Below are 19,391 nucleotides of genomic sequence, written 5' to 3' on the forward strand. Positions count from 1 at the left end.
TTTTTAGTTAAATCAAGCCTTGATTGATTTAACTCGTATTCATCATTCACATTTTTGAAAAATCCAAAAATTAAGCCATGTCTTGTCAAACAGCAAAGCCAGCATCTGTCATTTATTTTAATAATGGACTTTGCAAAATTAAGGTAAACCTATGTCAAATTTAATTAAATGTATGATTCCTTTTGTTTCAATGCTCAGTATGCAGTTGCATGCTGCTCAACACGGCTTAGACAAAAATAGTCCTTATTTGTTTAGTGATTGGCAGGGGATGCGGACTGAACTTTTAAAGCAAGGGATTAAATTAGATGCAAACTTGATTGTAGACAGCGCTTATTTAGCCGATGGTGGCTACAATTCGGGGAATGATCCTAAATATGCCAGTCAATTTTTAATTGGTTCAACTTTAGATTTAGAAAAGCTGGCAAATTGGGAGGGGATGACATTAAGAGCAACAATCACAGCAAGACAAGGAGAAAGTTTATCTTCGGAAGATATTTCTGATCCATCTGCACCACAGATTGCCAATGTTCAAGCAAATTATGGTCGTGGTAACAGTAAAAGTCGACTGACCGAGTTTTCTTTGGAGAAAAATTTTAAACAACAGGGGCTCAGTATTAAATTAGGGCGTTTGGGAATGGGTACAGATTTCAATGTGATGTCTTGTGAATTTCAAAATAATTCATTTTGTGCTGCGCAAATGGGGAAATGGCAAAGCGGAATTTGGTATAACTCTCCAATTTCTCAATGGGGTGGCCGTTTAAAATATCAATTTCACCCAGATCTGGCCGTACAAATCGGCGTTTATGAATATAACCCTCAAAATGCTTTAGAACGTCATGGCTGGAATCTGAGTACCCATCACGCTGATGGTATCACCATTCCCATAGAGATGATCTGGCAACCGAAATCATTAATCAATGGATTAGCAGGGACTTATCGTGTAGGGGCAATGTATAACAGCGCAGATGAAGCTAAAAATCAAAAGGATATACGGACGAGGCAACAACAAAATCATACTTATGGCGCTTGGTTTAACTTTGACCAGCAACTTACTTCTGTTGGTGTAGGAAAGCAGGGCTTACACAGTTTTGCCAATTTTACATTCCATAGCCGTACCACCAACAAGGTGGATCAGTCTCAACAGATCGGTTTAAAGTATTATGGGGTGATAAGCAGCCGAGCTGAGGATAATTTGGGTTTTGCACTGAATCGTATTCATATCAATGATCGTTTTGCAGAAGACAAGAAACAATTTAATGCTGATGCCGAATATAATATTGAATTAAATTATAGTTATTATCCAACAAAATGGTTGATGTTACGCCCAAGCCTGCAATATATCGTTCACCCTGGTGCAACACATGATGTCAACAATGCTTGGGTCTTGGCATTGGGAACAAAGCTTAACTTTTAGCATAAAAAATCTAGCTAAAATCTTTTAGGATGAGTCCAATTTAAATAGACAACATTAGACAAAAAAATAGCATTAAATATTTGATATTTAATGCTACAGATAAATTTAGAAGGAGAGTGATTTGGATTAATTTATTTTCTTAAAAATAAAGTCATTAATCTTATGGCCTGCCTCAATACCACGACGTTCAAACTTGGTTTGTGGACGCCATTCAGGACGAGGATAGCTATTGCCTTTGCCTGCTAAATTTTCTAAACGAGGACGATTGTCTAAAACATCGAGCATCCATTCAGCATACGGTTCCCAGTCTGTTGCAGCATGGAATGTACCACCGATTTCGAGTTTTTCTTCAACCAATGGCATACGATCATGAGAAACAAAACGGCGTTTAAAATGACGTTTTTTCTGCCAAGGATCAGGGAAATAAAGCTGAACTGTATTGATACTATTGTCAGGCATTTCACGCAGAACTTGGATTGCATCTGCATCTAAAACACGTAGGTTTTTAACTTCTGCCATACCTGCTTCATAAACACATTGCGCAATACCAGGCACATGCACTTCGATTCCAACAAAATTACGTTCAGGATTGGCTTTTGCCATCAGGACCAAAGAGCGGCCCATACCAAAACCAATTTCTACCGTAAGTGGGCGTTCAGGATGTTCAAAGTGTTGACGTAAATCGCCGACAGGGTATTCCAAAATTAAATCACGATGTTGTTCAAGCGCAGTACGTTGTGAAGTATTGAGCGGTGACGATCTACGCATAAATGTCACAATTTCACGGTGTTCTTGCAAATTGTCTAATTCTACAATTTGTGCTTCAATTTGATCGTTTGACATGATTTAGGTAATACTAGAAATCTAAAAGGCGTATTGTAAGTGCTGAGCTTCGCAAGTCAAATTTTTTATAGAATTTCATTCAATTCTAATAAATTTACAATGAAAACTGGATAAAATAAAATCATTAACGCGCGCTGAGTCAAAGACTGTTCCTGTTACTCAATGCGTCGTTATGTTCATTTAGACTTTGTCTAATTAACTCGATTAATTCCCGCGATGCTTTAGGGAGTGCTTTATCTTTTAACCAAATCAGATAAATCGGAACGGAAAGTTGATTGTAGGTATTTTTAAAATCAATTTGGATTAAACGCCCATCATCAATATGTGACTTAACCAATGAATATGGAAAATTTCCCCATCCTAAGCCGATCTCAACCATATCAATCGCTGTTTGTAGATCATTGGTTCGCCAGTAAGATGCAGCAATTACCGATCTCAAATCTGCAATATCAAGCGCACTACTCGCGACAACAATTTGTCGAACATTAACCAAATCCTCGATATAAATAGGATGAACTGCTTGATCCATCAAGGCATGATTTGCAGATATAGTTGCAACAACAACCTCCATGCTGACCAACTGCAAATGTTCTTGCATTTTGATATGTTGCCCTGAACCCGCTAAACAAATTGTGATTTGTTCTGAATACAGTAAATGCAAAATATCATCTTGTGGTGCAGTAATAATTTCGATATTGAGCAGCGGATATTTTAATGCAAGTTTATCAATAGATTGTAAAAGTTTCTGATTGTTTACATCCGATACAACACCTATTTTTAAAGTACTCTCCAAACCTAAGGACAGTTCATAAGCATGCTTACTCAATTGTTTTAATTGTTCTGAGATGATTCTTGCCTGTGGGGCTAGGGCAAGTGCTGAAGCTGTCGGAATCACTTTGCGGGGTGTTCTTTCAAACAGTAGTAAGCCTAATTCTGCTTCGATATTTGCGATGCCCATACTGACGGCTGATGGTACTCGATTTAAGGCACGAGCCGCAGCAGAAAAAGAGCCTGTATCCAGTACTTTTACAAATAATTCTATATTTTCGCTGGTGAAATTCATAATTGGTATCAGTCAAACTGAAAGCTATTGTCTTTATCTATTATTATAACTGAAATTAAAATAGCTTTTTTGAAAATCTGTTTGGGTAAGTTTATGCAAGGTCTTAAACGTAGAGTAATTTATGTAAGTACCTATGAAATCATTGGATTAGGTATTTCTTCTTTAGGGCTGGCACTACTTTCGGGTACACAATTAACCCATACGGGGCCTTTGGCTTTCCTGATTACCACGATTGCTGTGAGCTGGAACTTTATTTATAACTTAATTTTTGAAGCATGGGAAAAACGCCAAACTTTACGTCAACGTACAGTAAAACGCCGTATAGCTCATGCGATTGGATTTCAATTAACCTTGGTGGTTTTTCTTATTCCATTGATTGCATGGTGGATGAATATTAGTTTTCTAGAGGCATTTTTATTAGATGCAGCTTTAATTGTTATCATTCCAATTTATACCTTTATTTTTAATTGGTCTTTTGATCGATTATTTGGTGTCCCACTTTCCGCTCAAGCTTAAAAAATGTAGTTGTTTCTGCTTAAGTTATTTGCCCATTCAATTGAATGGGCAAATAATGTAGGTTTTTCTAGCACAATAATTTCTATTTAACGCTTTAAATTTATACGACAGCTGATGTCGCAACAATAAAGAAATCGCCGTTGTTGACCGCTCATAATTTATATAATCACTAAAGTTCATTCGGAAAATTAGGTGTGAGTGATGACAGAGCGTATTAGAGAAAAGCTGCAAATTTTAGCAGATGCTGCGAAGTATGATGTGTCATGTTCATCCAGTGGTAGTAACCGCAAAAATAAAGACAGTGGGCTAGGTAACACTGGGGCTGGAATTTGCCATAGTTATACCGAAGATGGTCGATGTGTATCGCTGCTTAAAATCTTATTTTCCAATGTGTGTATTTTTGATTGCTCATATTGTGTTTCTCGCCGTTCTAATGATGTCAAACGAGCTGCTTTTACGGTACAAGAAGTTGTTGATTTAACCATTAATTTTTATAGAAGAAATTATATCGAAGGGCTGTTTCTCAGTTCAGGAATTTTTAAGTCAGCAGACTATACCATGGAGCGCATGCTACAAGTCGTTAAAAAGCTACGATTAGAAGAAAACTTTAATGGCTATATTCATCTTAAAACGATTCCAGGTGCTTCACAGGAGATTATCCATGAGGCAGGGCTTTATGTAGATCGGATGAGTATCAATTTAGAAATGCCTACCGCGGAAGGCCTTAAAAAGTTTGCTCCTGAAAAAACCCATGATGAAGTGCAAAAAGATTTGGGCATTGTTCGAGATCGTTTGATTCAATTTAAAGATGAAAGAAAAATTATAAAAACTGTGCCGAAGTTTGTTCCAGCAGGACAAACAACTCAAATGGTGGTGGGCGCACATAATGAAACGGATCAGGATATTATCTTAATGGCTGATCATCACTACAAAGAATTTAAACTAAAACGGGTATATTTTTCGGGCTATATTCCGATTAATGATGAAGAAAAAGCATTGCCTTCAGTGGGTTCAGCACCGCCATTACTGCGTGAAAATAGATTGTATCAATCTGATTGGTTAATGCGATTTTATGGTTTTGAAGCAACTGAAATTGTCAATGCAAAGCATCCAAATTTAGACTTAGATATCGACCCCAAACTGAGCTGGGCGCTACGTCATCCTGAACAATTTCCTATCGATATCAATCAAGCTGAATATCGAATGATCTTAAGAGTCCCTGGAATTGGGGTACGTTCGGCTAAAAAGATTGTTCAAGCACGTCGCTTTGGTAAAATTCATATTGATCAAATCAAAAAATTGGGGATTGCTTATAATAGGGCAATGCATTTTATTCGTTGTGCAGATACTCCACCATTTTTAAAAGATCAATTACCCAGTCAAATTCGCCAGAAAATATTACAGACAGGGCATTCAAAATATACTCAACAACTTTCACCCCAGTTGGACTTGTTATTCTAAATGGCGAAATATATTTTTGATGGGACCATGACAGGGGTTTTGTGCTGTGTATTTCGTGCATTTCAATTTAAAGAGTTTGATGTCATTGTCTCAAGTGAAAACAACACTCAAGCCGCTTTATTTGATGAAACGATTTTTGTTGAATCCAATGACGCTCAAGCCAACAGAGTTTGGCAAGGCCTAAAGTTAAAAGTTTCAGCAAGTGGGTTACGTAACTTTTACTATACTTTTTTATCTGAACAGGAAGATGCTTTTCAACATCTGTTTAATTTTAGTGTTTATGCATTCTTCGCTCAAAAAGCGATTGATCGAGATTTTGGTCATCCAGATGTTTTGGCACTGTCAAAATGGGCCAAACAAGTGGGAAGAGAAAAGCACCGTATGGAAGCTTTTGTTCGCTTTAAAAAATGTAAAGATGAATTATTTTTAAGCTTGGTTAAGCCAGATTTCAATGTTTTGCCTTTGATCGAAAAGCATTTTAAAGCCAGATATCAAGACCAGCGCTGGCTTATTTATGATGAAAAACGAGATTTTGGTATCTATTATGATTTAAGACAGGTTCATCAAGTCAATATGAATGTCTTAGAGATTGATCAAAAGATTCATCAAGGTTCTAGTCAAGATTTTAGTGTTGAATTAGATCATCAAGAGGTTCTATATGATCAGCTTTGGAAAGATTATTTTAACAGTGTAAATATTTCAGCGCGGAAAAACATTAAACTACATATTCAATATGTACCAAAGCGATATTGGCGCTATATGAACGAAAAAACGGTTTAAAGATTAAATTAATGATATCGCCTGTATCTATAGCTGGATCTTGAATAATATAGTTTTGGTTTTGATGTTTGTCTGGCTTTGTCTATGGTATTGCTATGGATTATATGAGCGGCGCCACAACAGTTATTTCTTCCCGAATTTTTTATTTAATCTTTATACGTCTCAAAAGAGGGAGCGATTACATGAATACAAAAAACATGTGTGCTGTCTATTTTAAACACTGTAATGCTTATGATTTAAGGTCTTCACTCTTTACACAGGCAAAGGTTTTATGTTTATTTTTTGAATAAATCTTATACAGTTTTTTTTATTTTTTCAGCTTTCTATTTTATTTGAAAATACTATCAAATGGTATAATTTATTCATTTATAAGTAATTGTAATTTATGTTGATTTTATAGTGGTATGTGATTTGTGTTGTTTTTATTTTGTTGATATGTTAATTATAAAATGCAAAATACATCACAGAATAATATACAAGGAAATACCACATGAATAGAATTTATAAACTAATATGGAATGTAAGCCTAAATGCTTGGGTAGTATGTTCAGAGCTTGGGAGAAAAGGGAAATCATCATCGAAAGTGACTTTATTGATTGGTGGTGTTCTGATTTCCTCAGCGAGTTTAGCTGTAGAGTGTACGCAAGGAACAAATGGCTCTGTTACGGTTAATAATACAAATAATACTGGAGCAAATATTAACTGTGAGGTATCTACTATTTTACCTGAAATAGGAAATACAAGTATTTGGAATACTGGGTTTTTAGTTTATAGCCAAAATGCCAACAGAAGCATAACGCTGACCAATGATTTAACCACAACACTCAAGGGATCGGGGGGGATTTCAGTCTATGGAACTGCACCTAATTTTACATCTTCTTTTAATGCCGCTGGAAAAAAACTCGATCTCACGATTACAAATTTAGATAGTAATAGTAGCAATCCAAATGGGGATAATATTGCAAAAATAGGACTGGGAGTATCGCATGGGGGTACTTCAACTATTGGTACATTGAATCTTACCATGCTAGATTTACCCAAAGGGCCAACATTTAATGAACGATTTGAGCACTATGGTGTAGTTGTGGGGTCAAGTGTTAATTCAGCAGAAACAGCTGCTTTTAATGGGATGAGGTCCAAAGCTATATTTGATAATTTAAATATTAAAATGAGTGCAAATAATAACCCATCCTTTTTATCAAATTATCCGTTAGTTGTCGGTATTCGTGCAATTCAAGGAGCACCACAATCTTCTGGTAATGGTGCTGCTGGCTATGTAGAGGTGAATAAAGATTTAAACATTGATATTAAAAATCAAAAAAATGATGCAATAGGAATTTATATTTCTGGTTCTGAACAAGGTGGCGTGGTACCAGAAGTTCATTTAAATAATAGCAATATCAGTATTGAGAGTACATCTACTCGCGCAAACGCTATTCGTTTAGGGAAAACAGCAGCAATTGGTACAGGCGAAGGTCGTTTATACTCCAAAGGAAAAATGATCATAGATACGACTAAAGCGCTTAATGATTCTGCAATTGATATTATTTGGCAGGGCGCTTTACTGGATGCCAATGCCGCTACCTCTAGTACTGAGATTAAAGCAGGCAGGGAAGCTATTAATATTAGTGGTAATTCAAGTCAAGCTACAGATCAAACAATTACAACATTTAATAATTTAATCATTAATAAAACAGCTACAAGTACGGCAAGTTTAATTACTGTAGGAACAAACCAAAAAAACTATATTTTCTCTGCTAGAGGTGATAACACATCACTGATTTCTAATACGGGAAATAATGCGTATTTGATTGATGTTCAAGGAGCAAGTACAACGCCAAGCCAAGTCAATTATCATTTTGAAAACGGATATATGCAGGGACTTGTAAATAAAACAGACAGCTCTACTTTAAATCTCAATTTAAAAAATAACGCGACTTGGCAATTGGAAGCGAATGGAAATAGTACTCAAGCGAACTTTACAACATTAAATTTAATAAATTCACAACTTGTTGCTCATGATGTGAATCGCAGTAATCTACTTACAAATACACAATCTGCTTTTAACTTAAAAGGAAACGTTGTTGCATCCAACTCTCAAATTGATCTGGCTAATGGTGTGGCTGGAGACAAATTAACCATTACTGGCGACTATACAACTGGAAATAATACTTGGCTAATGGACTCTTATTTAACGGGTCTTGGACAGAGTGGTGATTTAGGTGTAGATGGTAAATCATATACAGATAACGTCAAAATTACGGGTAATGTGATTGATAAAGGTATTGATTGGGTTTGGGTCAATAACTTAAATCTGGTTGATCCAACTGGAAAAGAATCCATTTTGATGTATGACATCGATGGTGCATCTAATGGTGAATTTCTTTTACAACGCCGTGTTGTAAAAGGCGGCTATGAATATCTGTTAAATAAGCATGCGAATGGTGATTGGTATCTTGAAAGTTTCAATATGAAAGGTGAAACGGGTGATACCGGAGCGACGGGTTCTACTGGAGCCACAGGTGATACTGGAGCGACGGGTTCTACCGGAGCGACTGGTTCTACTGGAGCAACAGGTTCTACAGGTGCAACGGGTGATACTGGAGCCACAGGTTCTACGGGCGCAACGGGTGATACTGGAGCCACAGGTTCTACAGGCGCAACAGGTTCTACGGGCGCAACGGGTGATACTGGAGCCACAGGTGCAACTGGAGCCACAGGTTCTACGGGCGCAACGGGCGATACTGGAGCCACAGGTTCTACAGGTGCAACGGGTTCTACGGGCGCAACGGGTGATACTGGAGCCACAGGTTCTACTGGAGCCACAGGTTCTACAGGCGCAACAGGTTCTACAGGTGCAACGGGTTCTACGGGCGCAACGGGTGATACTGGAGCCACAGGTTCTACTGGAGCCACAGGTTCTACAGGCGCAACAGGTTCTACCGGTGCAACGGGTGATACTGGAGCCACAGGTTCTACAGGTGCAACGGGTTCTACCGGTGCAACTGGTTCTACAGGCGCAACGGGTGATACTGGAGCCACAGGTTCTACGGGCGCAACGGGTTCTACAGGTGCAACTGGTTCTACAGGTGCAACGGGTGATACTGGAGCGACTGGTTCTACAGGTGCAACTGGTTCTACAGGTGCAACGGGTGATACTGGAGCGACTGGTTCTACTGGAGCAACAGGTGATACTGGAGCCACAGGTTCTACCGGTGCAACGGGTGATACTGGAGCCACAGGTTCTACGGGCGCAACTGGTTCTACAGGTGCAACGGGTGATACTGGAGCGACTGGTTCTACAGGTGCAACGGGTTCTACGGGTGCAACAGGTTCTACGGGCGCAACTGGTTCTACCGGTGCAACGGGTGATACTGGAGCCACAGGTTCTACGGGCGCAACTGGTTCTACAGGTGCAACTGGAGCCACAGGTTCTACAGGTGCAACTGGGGATACAGGAGCAACTGGTCCAACAGGCAGTACAGGTCCACATCAACCAGTCATTCGCCCAGAGGTTGGTAGTTATACTTTTAATGCCAATATTGCCAATAACTTATTTGTCCATCGTTTAGAAGATCGTATTGGTGCAAGTGAATACACCAATATGAATAAAGATGATGTCGGTCAACTCTGGTTAAGAGCTGTAGGGGGCTATAATGAATTTGAAGATAAATCTGGACAGATTGATACCGATGGTCATCATTATGTTTTACATGCAGGTTTAGGTTTGGCAAACTTTGGCGAAAAAGATGAATATAATGTCGGCTTAATGGCTGCTTATGGTAATGCAGGCAGTGATTCCAAATCATCAATTACAAATTACAAATCATCTTCAAAACTCGATGGTTATGGCTTTGGTCTGTATGGAACTTGGTTTGAAAATCCGACTGAAAAAACTGGTGCATATGTCGATACATGGGCAATGTGGAGTAAGTTTAAAAATGAAGTATCTGGACAAGATTTTGGAACAGAAAAATATGATTCTTCAGGAATTACGGCCTCAATAGAAGCAGGTTCTAGCTATAAACTTGGACAAAGTGAAGGCGTTAGTTATTGGATTCAACCACAAGGTCAATTTATTTACCAAGATGTTCGATTAGATTCATTTAAAGAAAAATCTACAGGTACGTTAATTGATGAAGGCAAGGGCAATATTCAAACTCGTCTTGGAGCAAAAGCCTTTCTTGTGGTCCCTACAGATATTGCAGCTAGCTCAAACTATCGCCCATACGTCGCATTAAATTGGATTTATAATTCTGAAGACAAACTTGTGAAGTTAGATAATAGTTACTATGGCATTTCTGGCAACTCAAATTTGGGTGAAGTTAAATTTGGTGTTGAAGGGCAAACAAGCAAAAACAGTTATGCATGGTTTAATCTTTCATATCAGATGGGTAGTAATAACTATAGCGATTTCATTGGAAATATTGGTTGGAAAGTGAATTTCTAATTCTAGTATTTAAGTGTTCTTAAAAGAAATCCATCAAGAAGCCTTGCAATGCAAGGTTTCTTTCATATAGAAGTATGTAAATAGAATCAAAGAGAAAAAATATGTCACTTTGCTTAAATATGATTGTAAAAGATGAAAGTCATATCATTGAACAAACATTAGAAAATATATGTCAACATTTTAAGTTGGATTACTGGGTGATTTCAGATACTGGATCTAGTGATCGTACACCAGAGATTATCGAAAACTTTTTTAAAGCGAAAAATATTCAAGGTGAGATAATTTATGAAGCTTGGCAAAATTTTAGTTATAACCGTAATATTGCTTTAAAAGCTTGTCTTGGAAAAAGTGATTACATTCTTATTTTTGATGCAGATGATTCAGTAACAGGTGAGTTAAGTCTACCGACTTTACAGAAAGATGCTTATTATTTTCAACTTTCCAATGAAGATCTCTCGGTAAAATATTTAAGAAAACTCATTATTAAAAATAATGCTCAGTATCATTGGCGCGGTGTTTTACATGAATATTTAGAAAATAAAAATGAGCAAGAGGTAGGGGAAGTTCAAGGCGCTTATGTCGTTATTTCAGGTCGAAAGGGTAATCGGAGTTTAGATAAAGACAAATACTTAAAAGATGCCAAAATCCTTGAAATGGCTTATATCTCTGGTGATGATCCAGATTTATTACCACGTTATGCATTCTATTGTGCACAATCATATAAAGATGCAGGACAGATAGATAAAGCAATAGAATGGTATCTAAAGCGGGCTGAATTAGATATAGGTTGGTATGATGAAAAATACTGTAGTTTTGAGCAATTGGGTTTACTTTATGAAAGTGAAAAAAATTACAAAGATGCACTATCGTATTGGCAGATGGGAATAGCCCATGATCCACACAGAGCTGAGTGTTGGTATCATTCGGCTAGACGGCATAGTTGGGATCATCATCCTGAATTGGCTTACTGTTTTGCCAAACAAGCCAGTGAAATAAAAATGCCGGAAGGTAATCGTTTATTTTTAAAGAAAGATATTTATAAATTTTGGTCACTATATGAATGGTGCTTAAATGCATACAAACTTGGAAAAATTGAAGAGTCCTATCAAGCCTTTAAAAAATTAGTTGAACATTGTCCAGAAGACCTTGTCAATCGTTTAACAGATCAAATCAATGAATATCGTTGTTTTATTATGCAAGACTCTTTTTATGAGGGGCAGTTGTTGGCACTGAATTTACATCGAGTTGGAAAAAAAGCATTATTAGAAAAAATTTTAAACGGGAATTAAAAACCGATATTCATTGTTGAGTAAGTTAAATGAAAAACCTTATAAACCCTAGTTTATAAGGTTTTAACGCATCTACTCAGAATAATATAAATCAGATTTCGGGATTGATCATTTATTCACTTTGGGCTTAATCATCTAGCACTTTAGACTGCCGTTCATTATCTGCTTTCCCAATCTGCCAGTAAGAACAGGCATAACAATCCTCTTTGCCCCAATCACTTTGTTTTCTTAAGATATTACGACATGCGCGTACGGCTTGTAGTTCAGCGGTAATATGTGCAAAACGGCTTGCTGGTAGATTAATGAATTCAGGATGGCGTAACAATTCGTCAGCCAATAAACTTTGCTGAAGCGGGTTTGGATTGAACAGCCATGTTTGCTCTAAATCAGCTTGTGTATGTAGTTCGATTTGATCTTCTACAGTTGCCACTTCTGCAATGACATATACTTTGGCATCAGCTGTTAATTTTTCTAAGATCGCTTGAGTAACTGCAAGTCCAGTCCCATCAGTGATAATGAGATAATGATTCAGCCCTGTAGGGATTGAATTTTTAGCGGCAGTAGACATGGTTACGCCAATTTGATCTCCAGGTTGAGCACGATCTGCCCAGTGACAAGCCACCGTATCTGTACCATGCATTGCAAACTCGATGGTTAGGGTTTTGTTGACTAAATCAATATCTCGATGGGTATAAGTCCGAATTTCTGGCATCATCTCAGGATTACTGACAATCCATTTACGCTGATTAAAATCAAAATCAGGAATTTCTATCGCAGTTTGATCATGCCTTGGAATAAAAATTTTATTGTTATCACCAATACTGGTGTATTTGAATTTCTCTACATCTGCACAGTCAAAAATAATACGAACATAGTTTGGACCTAGATATATTTTCTCTTTTACTTGAATAAAAGTGCGATGTGCATTCAGCGCCATGATTTATTCCATATAAATAACAATAATTCTCATTATCGTATCGGCTTTTACATGAAAATGCCACTATTACCGCGAGAGTTGATGATAAAACTGCAAAGATACTCTATATCCTGCATCAATAAATCATAAACAATTTAATCTATCTATTTGTATTATTCAGTATGAGGAGGAATAACATAAGTCACTGAATCATATTTAGGTTTCTTTTTATATTCAGAAATAACCCCACCTAAAGATTCTGCGATATGACGACTGGCATAATTTTCAACAGCTACAGGATAAATAAAATTTTTAAAACTCAAATTGACTGAAGCCCAATGAACCATGCTTGTTACCGCATCTTTACCAAATCCTGACTTATGTCGATCTTCTCGAATCCAAATGCCTAATTCAGGTGTTTCCGTTTGTATTTGATGCAATCCTGCAAGGCCAAGAAACTCATGATTAGCAACGTTTCTGACGACGAAAATTAACTCATTCCCATCGTTAATATTCTCTAGCCATTTATGCCAGATCTCATTAAACTCTTGACGGTTTTGCGGAGGATCCCAAGCCATATATCGAGTTAAGGTGGGAGTAATATGCTGAAATACCTCATCAGCATCTAAAGATGTAAATGGTTTTAAAACAACTTGAGAAAAATGGATCTCTATATTATTCCAGTTCAAAAAAACCTCGAAAATTCAGAATTACAGTTAATTTATCGTATAGCAGACAAAAGGTATATGGTTAAAATCAGGATCGGTTTAAGCTAAAAACCAATCCTAAATTGAAGCCAACAATAGGGATGTCGATTCTAACTCTCTGACTTTATTATTCTGAATATCAAGTTTCAATTTAAATCCTGTATTCATAGCAATCAGAATTTTTATTGATCTACTTTAATCAATAACCCGCGGAGTAAAAGGTTTAGTGCTGTTCTTCCAGACTTGAGTCTTTGATTATGGTCTTCACCATCAGCTATCCAAAACGCGGCTTCAGCTAAACTACCATAAATTAAGCAGGCAAGTGCTTGCGGATCAGCTTGCTCAATGATTCCTTGCTGGATAAGTTGCGCTATCTGTCTTTGCATCGAATCAATACAGTGTTGTTGCGAATCTATAGATGCACTACCCAATACCGCTCGTGCATCGCGCAGTACGATGCGTTGATATTCTGATTCTATTGCCATGTCTAGATAAGTATGACAACGCTGACTAAATCCTGACCAAATATCTTTAGCTTGTTCGGAGATCACATCTAAACGTTGATCCATTTCATGATCGATTTGTGCAACGACTGCAGCCAGTAATCCTTTTTTATCACCAAAATGGTGATACAACGCACCACGAGTGAAACCTGCCTGTGCGGTGAGATCATCCATTGAGGTATCGGCATAACCGCGTTCACTAAAGACTTTTCGAGCCATCGTAATCAGTGCAGCACGGGTTTCTTCCATTTCAATACGAGTACGACGAACCATCAACTTCTCCTTACATACGCTTCGTATGATTATTTACATACGCTGCGTATGAATGTATGCTTTATTCATACGCAGTGTATGTATTTTTACTGAATCCTTATATGTTTGCAAGAGATTGTATTCAGGAGAGTCTGAGGATTGGTCCATATAGAGAACTATTTTTTATCACGGGTACCCAAGGTTTTGCTTTGGCTGGTCTATTGGCTCGGATTGCCTTACCGATGACCGGCATCGGTATCATTGTTATGTTATCTCAACTGAGGGGGAGCTATGCGCTGGCTGGTGCAGTGTCTGCGGTATTCGTATTGACATACGCATTAGTGTCGCCACAAGTATCAAAGTTAGTTGATCAATATGGACAAAGCCGCATACTGCCTATCGTAACAACGATCAGCAGTATCGGTTTACTGATATTGGTATTTGCTTCATGGTGGCGGGCAGCTGATTGGACGTTGTTTGTGGGGGCATTATTGGCGGGTTTTATGCCCAGTATATCTGCCATGGTAAGGGCGCGTTGGACGGCAATATATGCTGGACAAGCTCAATTACAAACCGCTTACTCACTAGAAACAGTACTAGATGAAGTCACCTTTATTATTGGCCCGCCATTGTCTGTTGGCTTATCGATAGCAGTGTTAGCACAAGCAAGTTTACTGGTTGCAACATTGTTGTTGATTATCGGTGTTTTTTTACTGGTGTTACAACGAGGTACAGAACCCCAAATCGACACACAAGATTTAACTCATAAGCGTTCCGGCTCAATCATTATGCTTGTTCAGATACGCTTGCTGACATTGTTAATGGTTGGAATGGGGATCATTGTAGGCACGATTGATATCGTTAGTGTCGCCTTTGCTGAACATCTTGGTCAGCCTGCAGCTGCCAGTTTGGTACTTTCTGCATATGCGTTAAGTTCATGTTTAGCTGGCTTATTATTTGGTGCAGTTAAATTGAAAATGTCTTTACAGCATCTCTTATTACTCGGAGGCGTGGCAACTGCAGCGAGTACATTACCCTTATTATGGGTGAATAGTATTACGATGCTGGCAAGTAGTGTTTTACTGGCAGGGATATTTTTTGCACCGACAATGATCGTCGCAATGGCACTGGTTGAGCGCATTGTGCCAAAACATCGCCTGACGGAAGGTATGACATGGTTACTGGCTGGGTTAAATGTTGGCGTGGCACTAGGCGCAGCAATCTCTGGACAAATGGTTGATGGCTATGGGCTAAGATCGGGTTTTCTCGTTGCATTATGCGCAGGGGATATGGTGTTGGTGATTGTATTATGGGGACATTACCGTATGGCTAATGACAGCATAGCCATATCAAATGATCCGTCATGATGATCAGTACGATTCTTTTTGCTGTGCTTTCTGGAGTGGTCTTCAATTGAGGACTTTAGTTTAAGTAAATGCCATGATTTATAAAAAACCATTTCAGCGACTCAATGCGGAAATGGTTTTTATGAAATATGTGTGCTTAAGATAGCGTTAAAGGATTTTATCTAAAGCGTATTCTGTTGGTTATAGTATAGTTGGTAATAGCGCGTTGGTTTTGCTGTAAGATAAAACTCTAATTTTTCCCCACTATGTGTTAATTGCGTTTTAACTGCCCAATTCATTTTTTGCCCAGTTCGGATCATCTAACATTTGATGTACACGTTTCTTATCAACATCATTTTCCCATACACCAATCACTAAAGTTGCGACACAATTCCCAATCAAGTTGCTTACTGCTCTTAAAATACCAATCAGCCAATCCACTGAAAGGATCAATACCAAGCCAATCGCCGGGATAACAGGAAAGCTAGATAAAGTCGCAGCGAGTACAACGATTGCTGATGCAGGAATACCATGTGCTCCTTTTGAGGTAAACAAGGTGATTAAAAGAATCATGATGAGGTCTGAAATTGTTAGATGAACGCCTGTCGCTTGCGCAATAAATACAACAGCAAGGGTGAGATAAATTGAAAAGCCATCTAAGTTAAAAGAGTAACCCGAAGGAATGACCAGACTTACTATAGAGTCTTTTATCCCTAATTTTTTTAGTTTATACATCACTTGCGGTAATACCGAATCAGAAGATGATGTTCCACATACAATGGTGATTTCTTCTCTAAAATAGCGAATGAGCTTAAAAATATTGAAGCCTAAGAGTTTTAATACCAGACCAAGTATGACGATCACAAAGAAAATCACAGTTGCATAATAAATTAAAACCAAATAGCCCAGATTAAGTAAAGTTTCTATTCCAAACTTTGCTACGGTAAAAGAAATTGCACCAAAAACGCCGATAGGAGCCAGTTTGATGATGATGGACATGATTTTAAAAATAACTTGAGATATTTTGTCAATAAAAGAGGCGACAGGTTCACTGACATCTTTAGACAGCATAGATAATGCAACGCCAAATAAAATTGAAAAGACAACCACTTGCAGAATATCATTCCCCGTAAATGCACCCACAGCAGTTTGAGGAATCATATTTAAAAAGAAATCAGATACGCCTGTAACTGCATGGATATTTTCATTGTACTTGGTCATTTGGGACGCATCTAAACTTGAAATATCCACGTGCATACCATGCCCAGGTTTAAATATGTAGGCTGCGGCTAATCCTAAAATTAGAGCGATAGTGGTCATGATTTCAAAATAAATCAGCGTTTTTATTCCTACTTTCCCAGCTTTTTTTAAGTCTCCTGCACCATAGATTCCTAACACAATGACGCAGAATATAAGTGGAGCAATCAACATTTTGACAAGTTTGACAAAGCCATTACCAAACACTTGAAAATTGATCGCAATATGAGGCAAAAAGTAACCGAATAAACAGCCAATCACCAATGCAATCATTACTTGTAAAAATAAAGAGCGTTTAATGAGCTTCATTGAGGAGATTCATAACTAAAAGGTCACTTGAAAAAGCAATAGTTATGCCATTTTTTGAATGAATAATTTTTGGTCTTTTCTGTAGTTTTTGTTGTAGTGTTATTTGATCGTTTGATACATAGGTTGCTTAATAGCAGTATAGATAGAATAACAAAAAGGATATCTAACAAGCCTTAAAACAATATCCTAAAACATTTAACAATAAGAAGCTAAAACTTGTACATCTACAATCATATTTTTTGTTAGCTTGAAATATACCGTATTGTTGGAGTAAGAAAATGACTAAAAAAGTACTATTCATCACTTCCAATTCTGGCGTTGAGCATGATGAGCTTAAAAAACCTTTAGACTTCTTGACGAGCAAGGGCATAGAAAGCATACACGCTGCGATTGAATTAAATGATGTACGAACCGTTGTTCATGATGATGAAAAATCGGTGTCATATAGTCCGCATGCGATTTTGGAAAAAGTAGATCCAAGTGATTATGATTTGCTGGTTATTCCTGGGGGAACGGTCAATGCTGATCAATTGAGAATTGATGAGAATGCTAAGAAAATCATTCAATCCTTTACAGACCATAAGAAACCGATTGCTGCCATCTGTCATGGACCATGGGCTTTAATCAATGCAGAACGAATTAAAGATAAAAATTTGACTTCATATAAAAGTATTCGCATAGATTTAGAGAATGCAGGTGCAAACTGGGTAGATGAAGAAGTTCATCGTTGTAATACGGGTGGATGGGTACTCATTACCTCGCGCAGTCCAGATGATATTCCTGCCTTTAATGAGGCGATATTAAAAGAATTAGAATAAGTGGATAGAGCAGGCTAGGCAAAGTTTAAATTTTTGAGATAGCCCTTTAATCGAGGGTTATTTCATACAATCTTTGAATATGTTGGGTTTTAATTCCCCACACAGAACCTGATATTCTACGTTGATGATTTTCAAAGCTTTGTCGACTCTCAAAAACTTCATGCACATCCCAAATTAAGGGATTTTGACTTTGTTTAACTTCAAAAGAAACACAACCTCGTTCTTGTCTGGTTAACTTGATATGTTCTGGAAGATACTTGATTACGATATTTAATTCTTGTTCAGACACACAGATTAACTGACCACATAGCTTAACCATCGCATTCTCATTGATAAAATAGAGCTGTTGTTTTATGTAGGCGTAGTACTAGTCTTGCATAAATTATTATTTTTTGCGTAAAAATTTAATGCGCATTTTATTCGATCTTTCATAAATCAAAAATGATCATGTTGAGTGATTTATATTGGTATTGATGGTTAGGATCAAGGAGTGTGTTGATCAATGGTTTAGAAATGACTTATGAAAGAAGCCTATTGAATTGCTTATAGATAACTTAATAAAGAAGCAGATATTAAAAAACCACTTAGGATTAATGCACCTAAGTGGTTATCTTATTTGGTGGGCCCGCCCAGACTTGAACTGGGGACCAACGGATTATGAGTCCGCTGCTCTAACCAACTGAGCTACAGGCCCTTCATCAAGTGAATTGATTAATTATCAACTACTTGGAACGTGTGCAATACTATCTAAGATTTTAGAGTTTATCAAGTTTTTTTTACAAGTAGACTGTAGAGAATAGCTTGATATAGTGTTTAGCATTGCGACAGCTAGAGATTCTATATAGGTCAACACCAAGAGTAAAGCTGACAAAGACATTTATTGATCAATTGGAGCTTAGATCTGCGATTTATCGAGACAAGGAGTTGATTGGCTTTGTTGTACGTGTACATAACAGCGATAAAACTTACTATCGCTGAAAGAAAGTTCTTGGTAAATCTGTGCACACGACTTTGGATTATATGGAAATATCAGTCTAGGGAAAGCGCATGACTTAGCACAGGGGAAATTGCTACAAATGGCATAAGGAATAAATCCCAACCATAAAAAGCAAAAAATATTAGAGCAGCAACAACAATTAAATATCGAGAAAAAGAAGTCTACAGCAGCTATAGCAAACCAAGCTTTTATGGATTACCTCAATTTAAAGTCTCTTCAAGCAAGATCAATTATGGACTATACAATCAAAAATAGGTCGTTTAAAAATAGCTGCACATTACTCTAACTTAGCCTTGCCAGCTCGCAAGCATATAGATCACAATCGCAATTAAAAATAGACCCACTAAGAGTAAAATATATTTAGGGATTCTACGCTTTTCTTGTGCTTTTTCAGATCTTTCTTGAGCGGTTGATGGGTTGTTATCATGTTGCATATTAACCTCTAAGATTTATCAAGTGATTAATTTATA

Annotated in this window: 16 protein-coding genes and 1 tRNA gene; 8 read left to right on the forward strand and 9 right to left on the reverse strand. The window is 37.5% G+C overall.

What is annotated here, in order from left to right:
* Positions 1-151: 151 nt before the first annotated feature.
* Entirely contained in the window at positions 152-1,414 is a 1,263-nt protein-coding gene (locus ACZ5QH_RS09395) for a carbohydrate porin (RefSeq protein WP_303577067.1), read from the forward strand.
* Between the two features lie 126 nt (positions 1,415-1,540).
* Here ACZ5QH_RS09395 and trmB read toward each other — a convergent pair whose 3' ends face one another.
* The gene (trmB, locus tag ACZ5QH_RS09400) at positions 1,541-2,257 is read right to left on the reverse strand and encodes a tRNA (guanosine(46)-N7)-methyltransferase TrmB (protein ID WP_004821023.1); all 717 of its coding nucleotides are present in this window, start codon (positions 2,255-2,257) and stop codon (positions 1,541-1,543) included.
* A gap of 139 nt (positions 2,258-2,396) precedes the next feature.
* The gene (locus ACZ5QH_RS09405) at positions 2,397-3,320 is read right to left on the reverse strand and encodes a LysR family transcriptional regulator (protein WP_303577068.1); all 924 of its coding nucleotides are present in this window, start codon (positions 3,318-3,320) and stop codon (positions 2,397-2,399) included.
* A 93-nt stretch (positions 3,321-3,413) separates the two neighbouring features.
* Between ACZ5QH_RS09405 and ACZ5QH_RS09410 the strand changes: the two genes are divergently transcribed.
* The 5 genes from ACZ5QH_RS09410 (at position 3,414) to ACZ5QH_RS09430 (ending at position 11,816) form a co-directional block, all read left to right on the forward strand.
* Positions 3,414-3,836, forward strand: coding sequence for a PACE efflux transporter (locus ACZ5QH_RS09410; RefSeq protein WP_303577069.1), 423 nt, complete (start codon positions 3,414-3,416; stop codon positions 3,834-3,836).
* A gap of 201 nt (positions 3,837-4,037) precedes the next feature.
* Entirely contained in the window at positions 4,038-5,297 is a 1,260-nt protein-coding gene (locus ACZ5QH_RS09415) for a putative DNA modification/repair radical SAM protein (protein ID WP_151957965.1), read from the forward strand.
* Entirely contained in the window at positions 5,298-6,077 is a 780-nt protein-coding gene (locus ACZ5QH_RS09420; protein WP_270385629.1) for a TIGR03915 family putative DNA repair protein, read from the forward strand.
* Between the two features lie 490 nt (positions 6,078-6,567).
* Entirely contained in the window at positions 6,568-10,527 is a 3,960-nt protein-coding gene (locus ACZ5QH_RS09425; RefSeq protein ID WP_464016797.1) for an autotransporter outer membrane beta-barrel domain-containing protein, read from the forward strand.
* Positions 10,528-10,628: 101 nt separating this feature from the next.
* Positions 10,629-11,816 (forward strand): glycosyltransferase, encoded by a 1,188-nt coding sequence (locus ACZ5QH_RS09430; protein WP_303578114.1) that lies wholly within the window; start codon positions 10,629-10,631, stop codon positions 11,814-11,816.
* Between the two features lie 127 nt (positions 11,817-11,943).
* On the opposite strand, the gene ACZ5QH_RS09435 is transcribed toward ACZ5QH_RS09430, so the two are convergent.
* The 3 genes from ACZ5QH_RS09435 to ACZ5QH_RS09445 form a co-directional block, all read right to left on the reverse strand.
* Complete coding sequence (locus ACZ5QH_RS09435) at positions 11,944-12,753, reverse strand: siderophore-interacting protein (protein WP_244015763.1); 810 nt, start codon at positions 12,751-12,753, stop codon at positions 11,944-11,946.
* Between the two features lie 152 nt (positions 12,754-12,905).
* Positions 12,906-13,421 carry a GNAT family N-acetyltransferase gene (locus ACZ5QH_RS09440; RefSeq protein ID WP_303578115.1) on the reverse strand — a complete coding sequence of 172 codons (516 nt, stop codon included), beginning with the start codon at positions 13,419-13,421 and terminating at the stop codon, positions 12,906-12,908.
* A gap of 200 nt (positions 13,422-13,621) precedes the next feature.
* On the reverse strand, positions 13,622-14,215 hold the full coding sequence (locus ACZ5QH_RS09445; protein ID WP_270387341.1) for a TetR/AcrR family transcriptional regulator: 594 nt from the start codon (positions 14,213-14,215) through the stop codon (positions 13,622-13,624).
* A 101-nt stretch (positions 14,216-14,316) separates the two neighbouring features.
* On the opposite strand from ACZ5QH_RS09445, the gene ACZ5QH_RS09450 reads away from it, so the two are divergent.
* The gene (locus tag ACZ5QH_RS09450) at positions 14,317-15,561 is read left to right on the forward strand and encodes an MFS transporter (RefSeq protein ID WP_303578116.1); all 1,245 of its coding nucleotides are present in this window, start codon (positions 14,317-14,319) and stop codon (positions 15,559-15,561) included.
* Between the two features lie 261 nt (positions 15,562-15,822).
* Here ACZ5QH_RS09450 and dctA read toward each other — a convergent pair whose 3' ends face one another.
* A complete protein-coding gene (gene dctA / locus ACZ5QH_RS09455) occupies positions 15,823-17,106 on the reverse strand; it encodes a C4-dicarboxylate transporter DctA (RefSeq protein ID WP_303578117.1) in 1,284 nt (427 codons plus the stop codon).
* A gap of 278 nt (positions 17,107-17,384) precedes the next feature.
* Between dctA and ACZ5QH_RS09460 the strand changes: the two genes are divergently transcribed.
* Complete coding sequence (locus ACZ5QH_RS09460) at positions 17,385-17,924, forward strand: type 1 glutamine amidotransferase domain-containing protein (protein ID WP_151802038.1); 540 nt, start codon at positions 17,385-17,387, stop codon at positions 17,922-17,924.
* Between the two features lie 46 nt (positions 17,925-17,970).
* On the opposite strand, the gene ACZ5QH_RS09465 is transcribed toward ACZ5QH_RS09460, so the two are convergent.
* The 3 genes from ACZ5QH_RS09465 to ACZ5QH_RS09475 all read right to left on the reverse strand — a co-directional run bounded on the left by ACZ5QH_RS09465 (position 17,971) and on the right by ACZ5QH_RS09475 (position 19,355).
* On the reverse strand, positions 17,971-18,243 hold the full coding sequence (locus ACZ5QH_RS09465) for a putative quinol monooxygenase (protein WP_239045773.1): 273 nt from the start codon (positions 18,241-18,243) through the stop codon (positions 17,971-17,973).
* Positions 18,244-18,541: 298 nt separating this feature from the next.
* Positions 18,542-18,618, reverse strand: a tRNA-Ile gene (locus tag ACZ5QH_RS09470).
* Positions 18,619-19,208: 590 nt separating this feature from the next.
* A complete protein-coding gene (locus ACZ5QH_RS09475) occupies positions 19,209-19,355 on the reverse strand; it encodes a hypothetical protein (protein WP_167468940.1) in 147 nt (48 codons plus the stop codon).
* Between the last annotated feature and the right edge of the window lie 36 nt (positions 19,356-19,391).

The sequence above is a fragment of the Acinetobacter sp. Ac8 genome, from assembly GCF_055392545.1.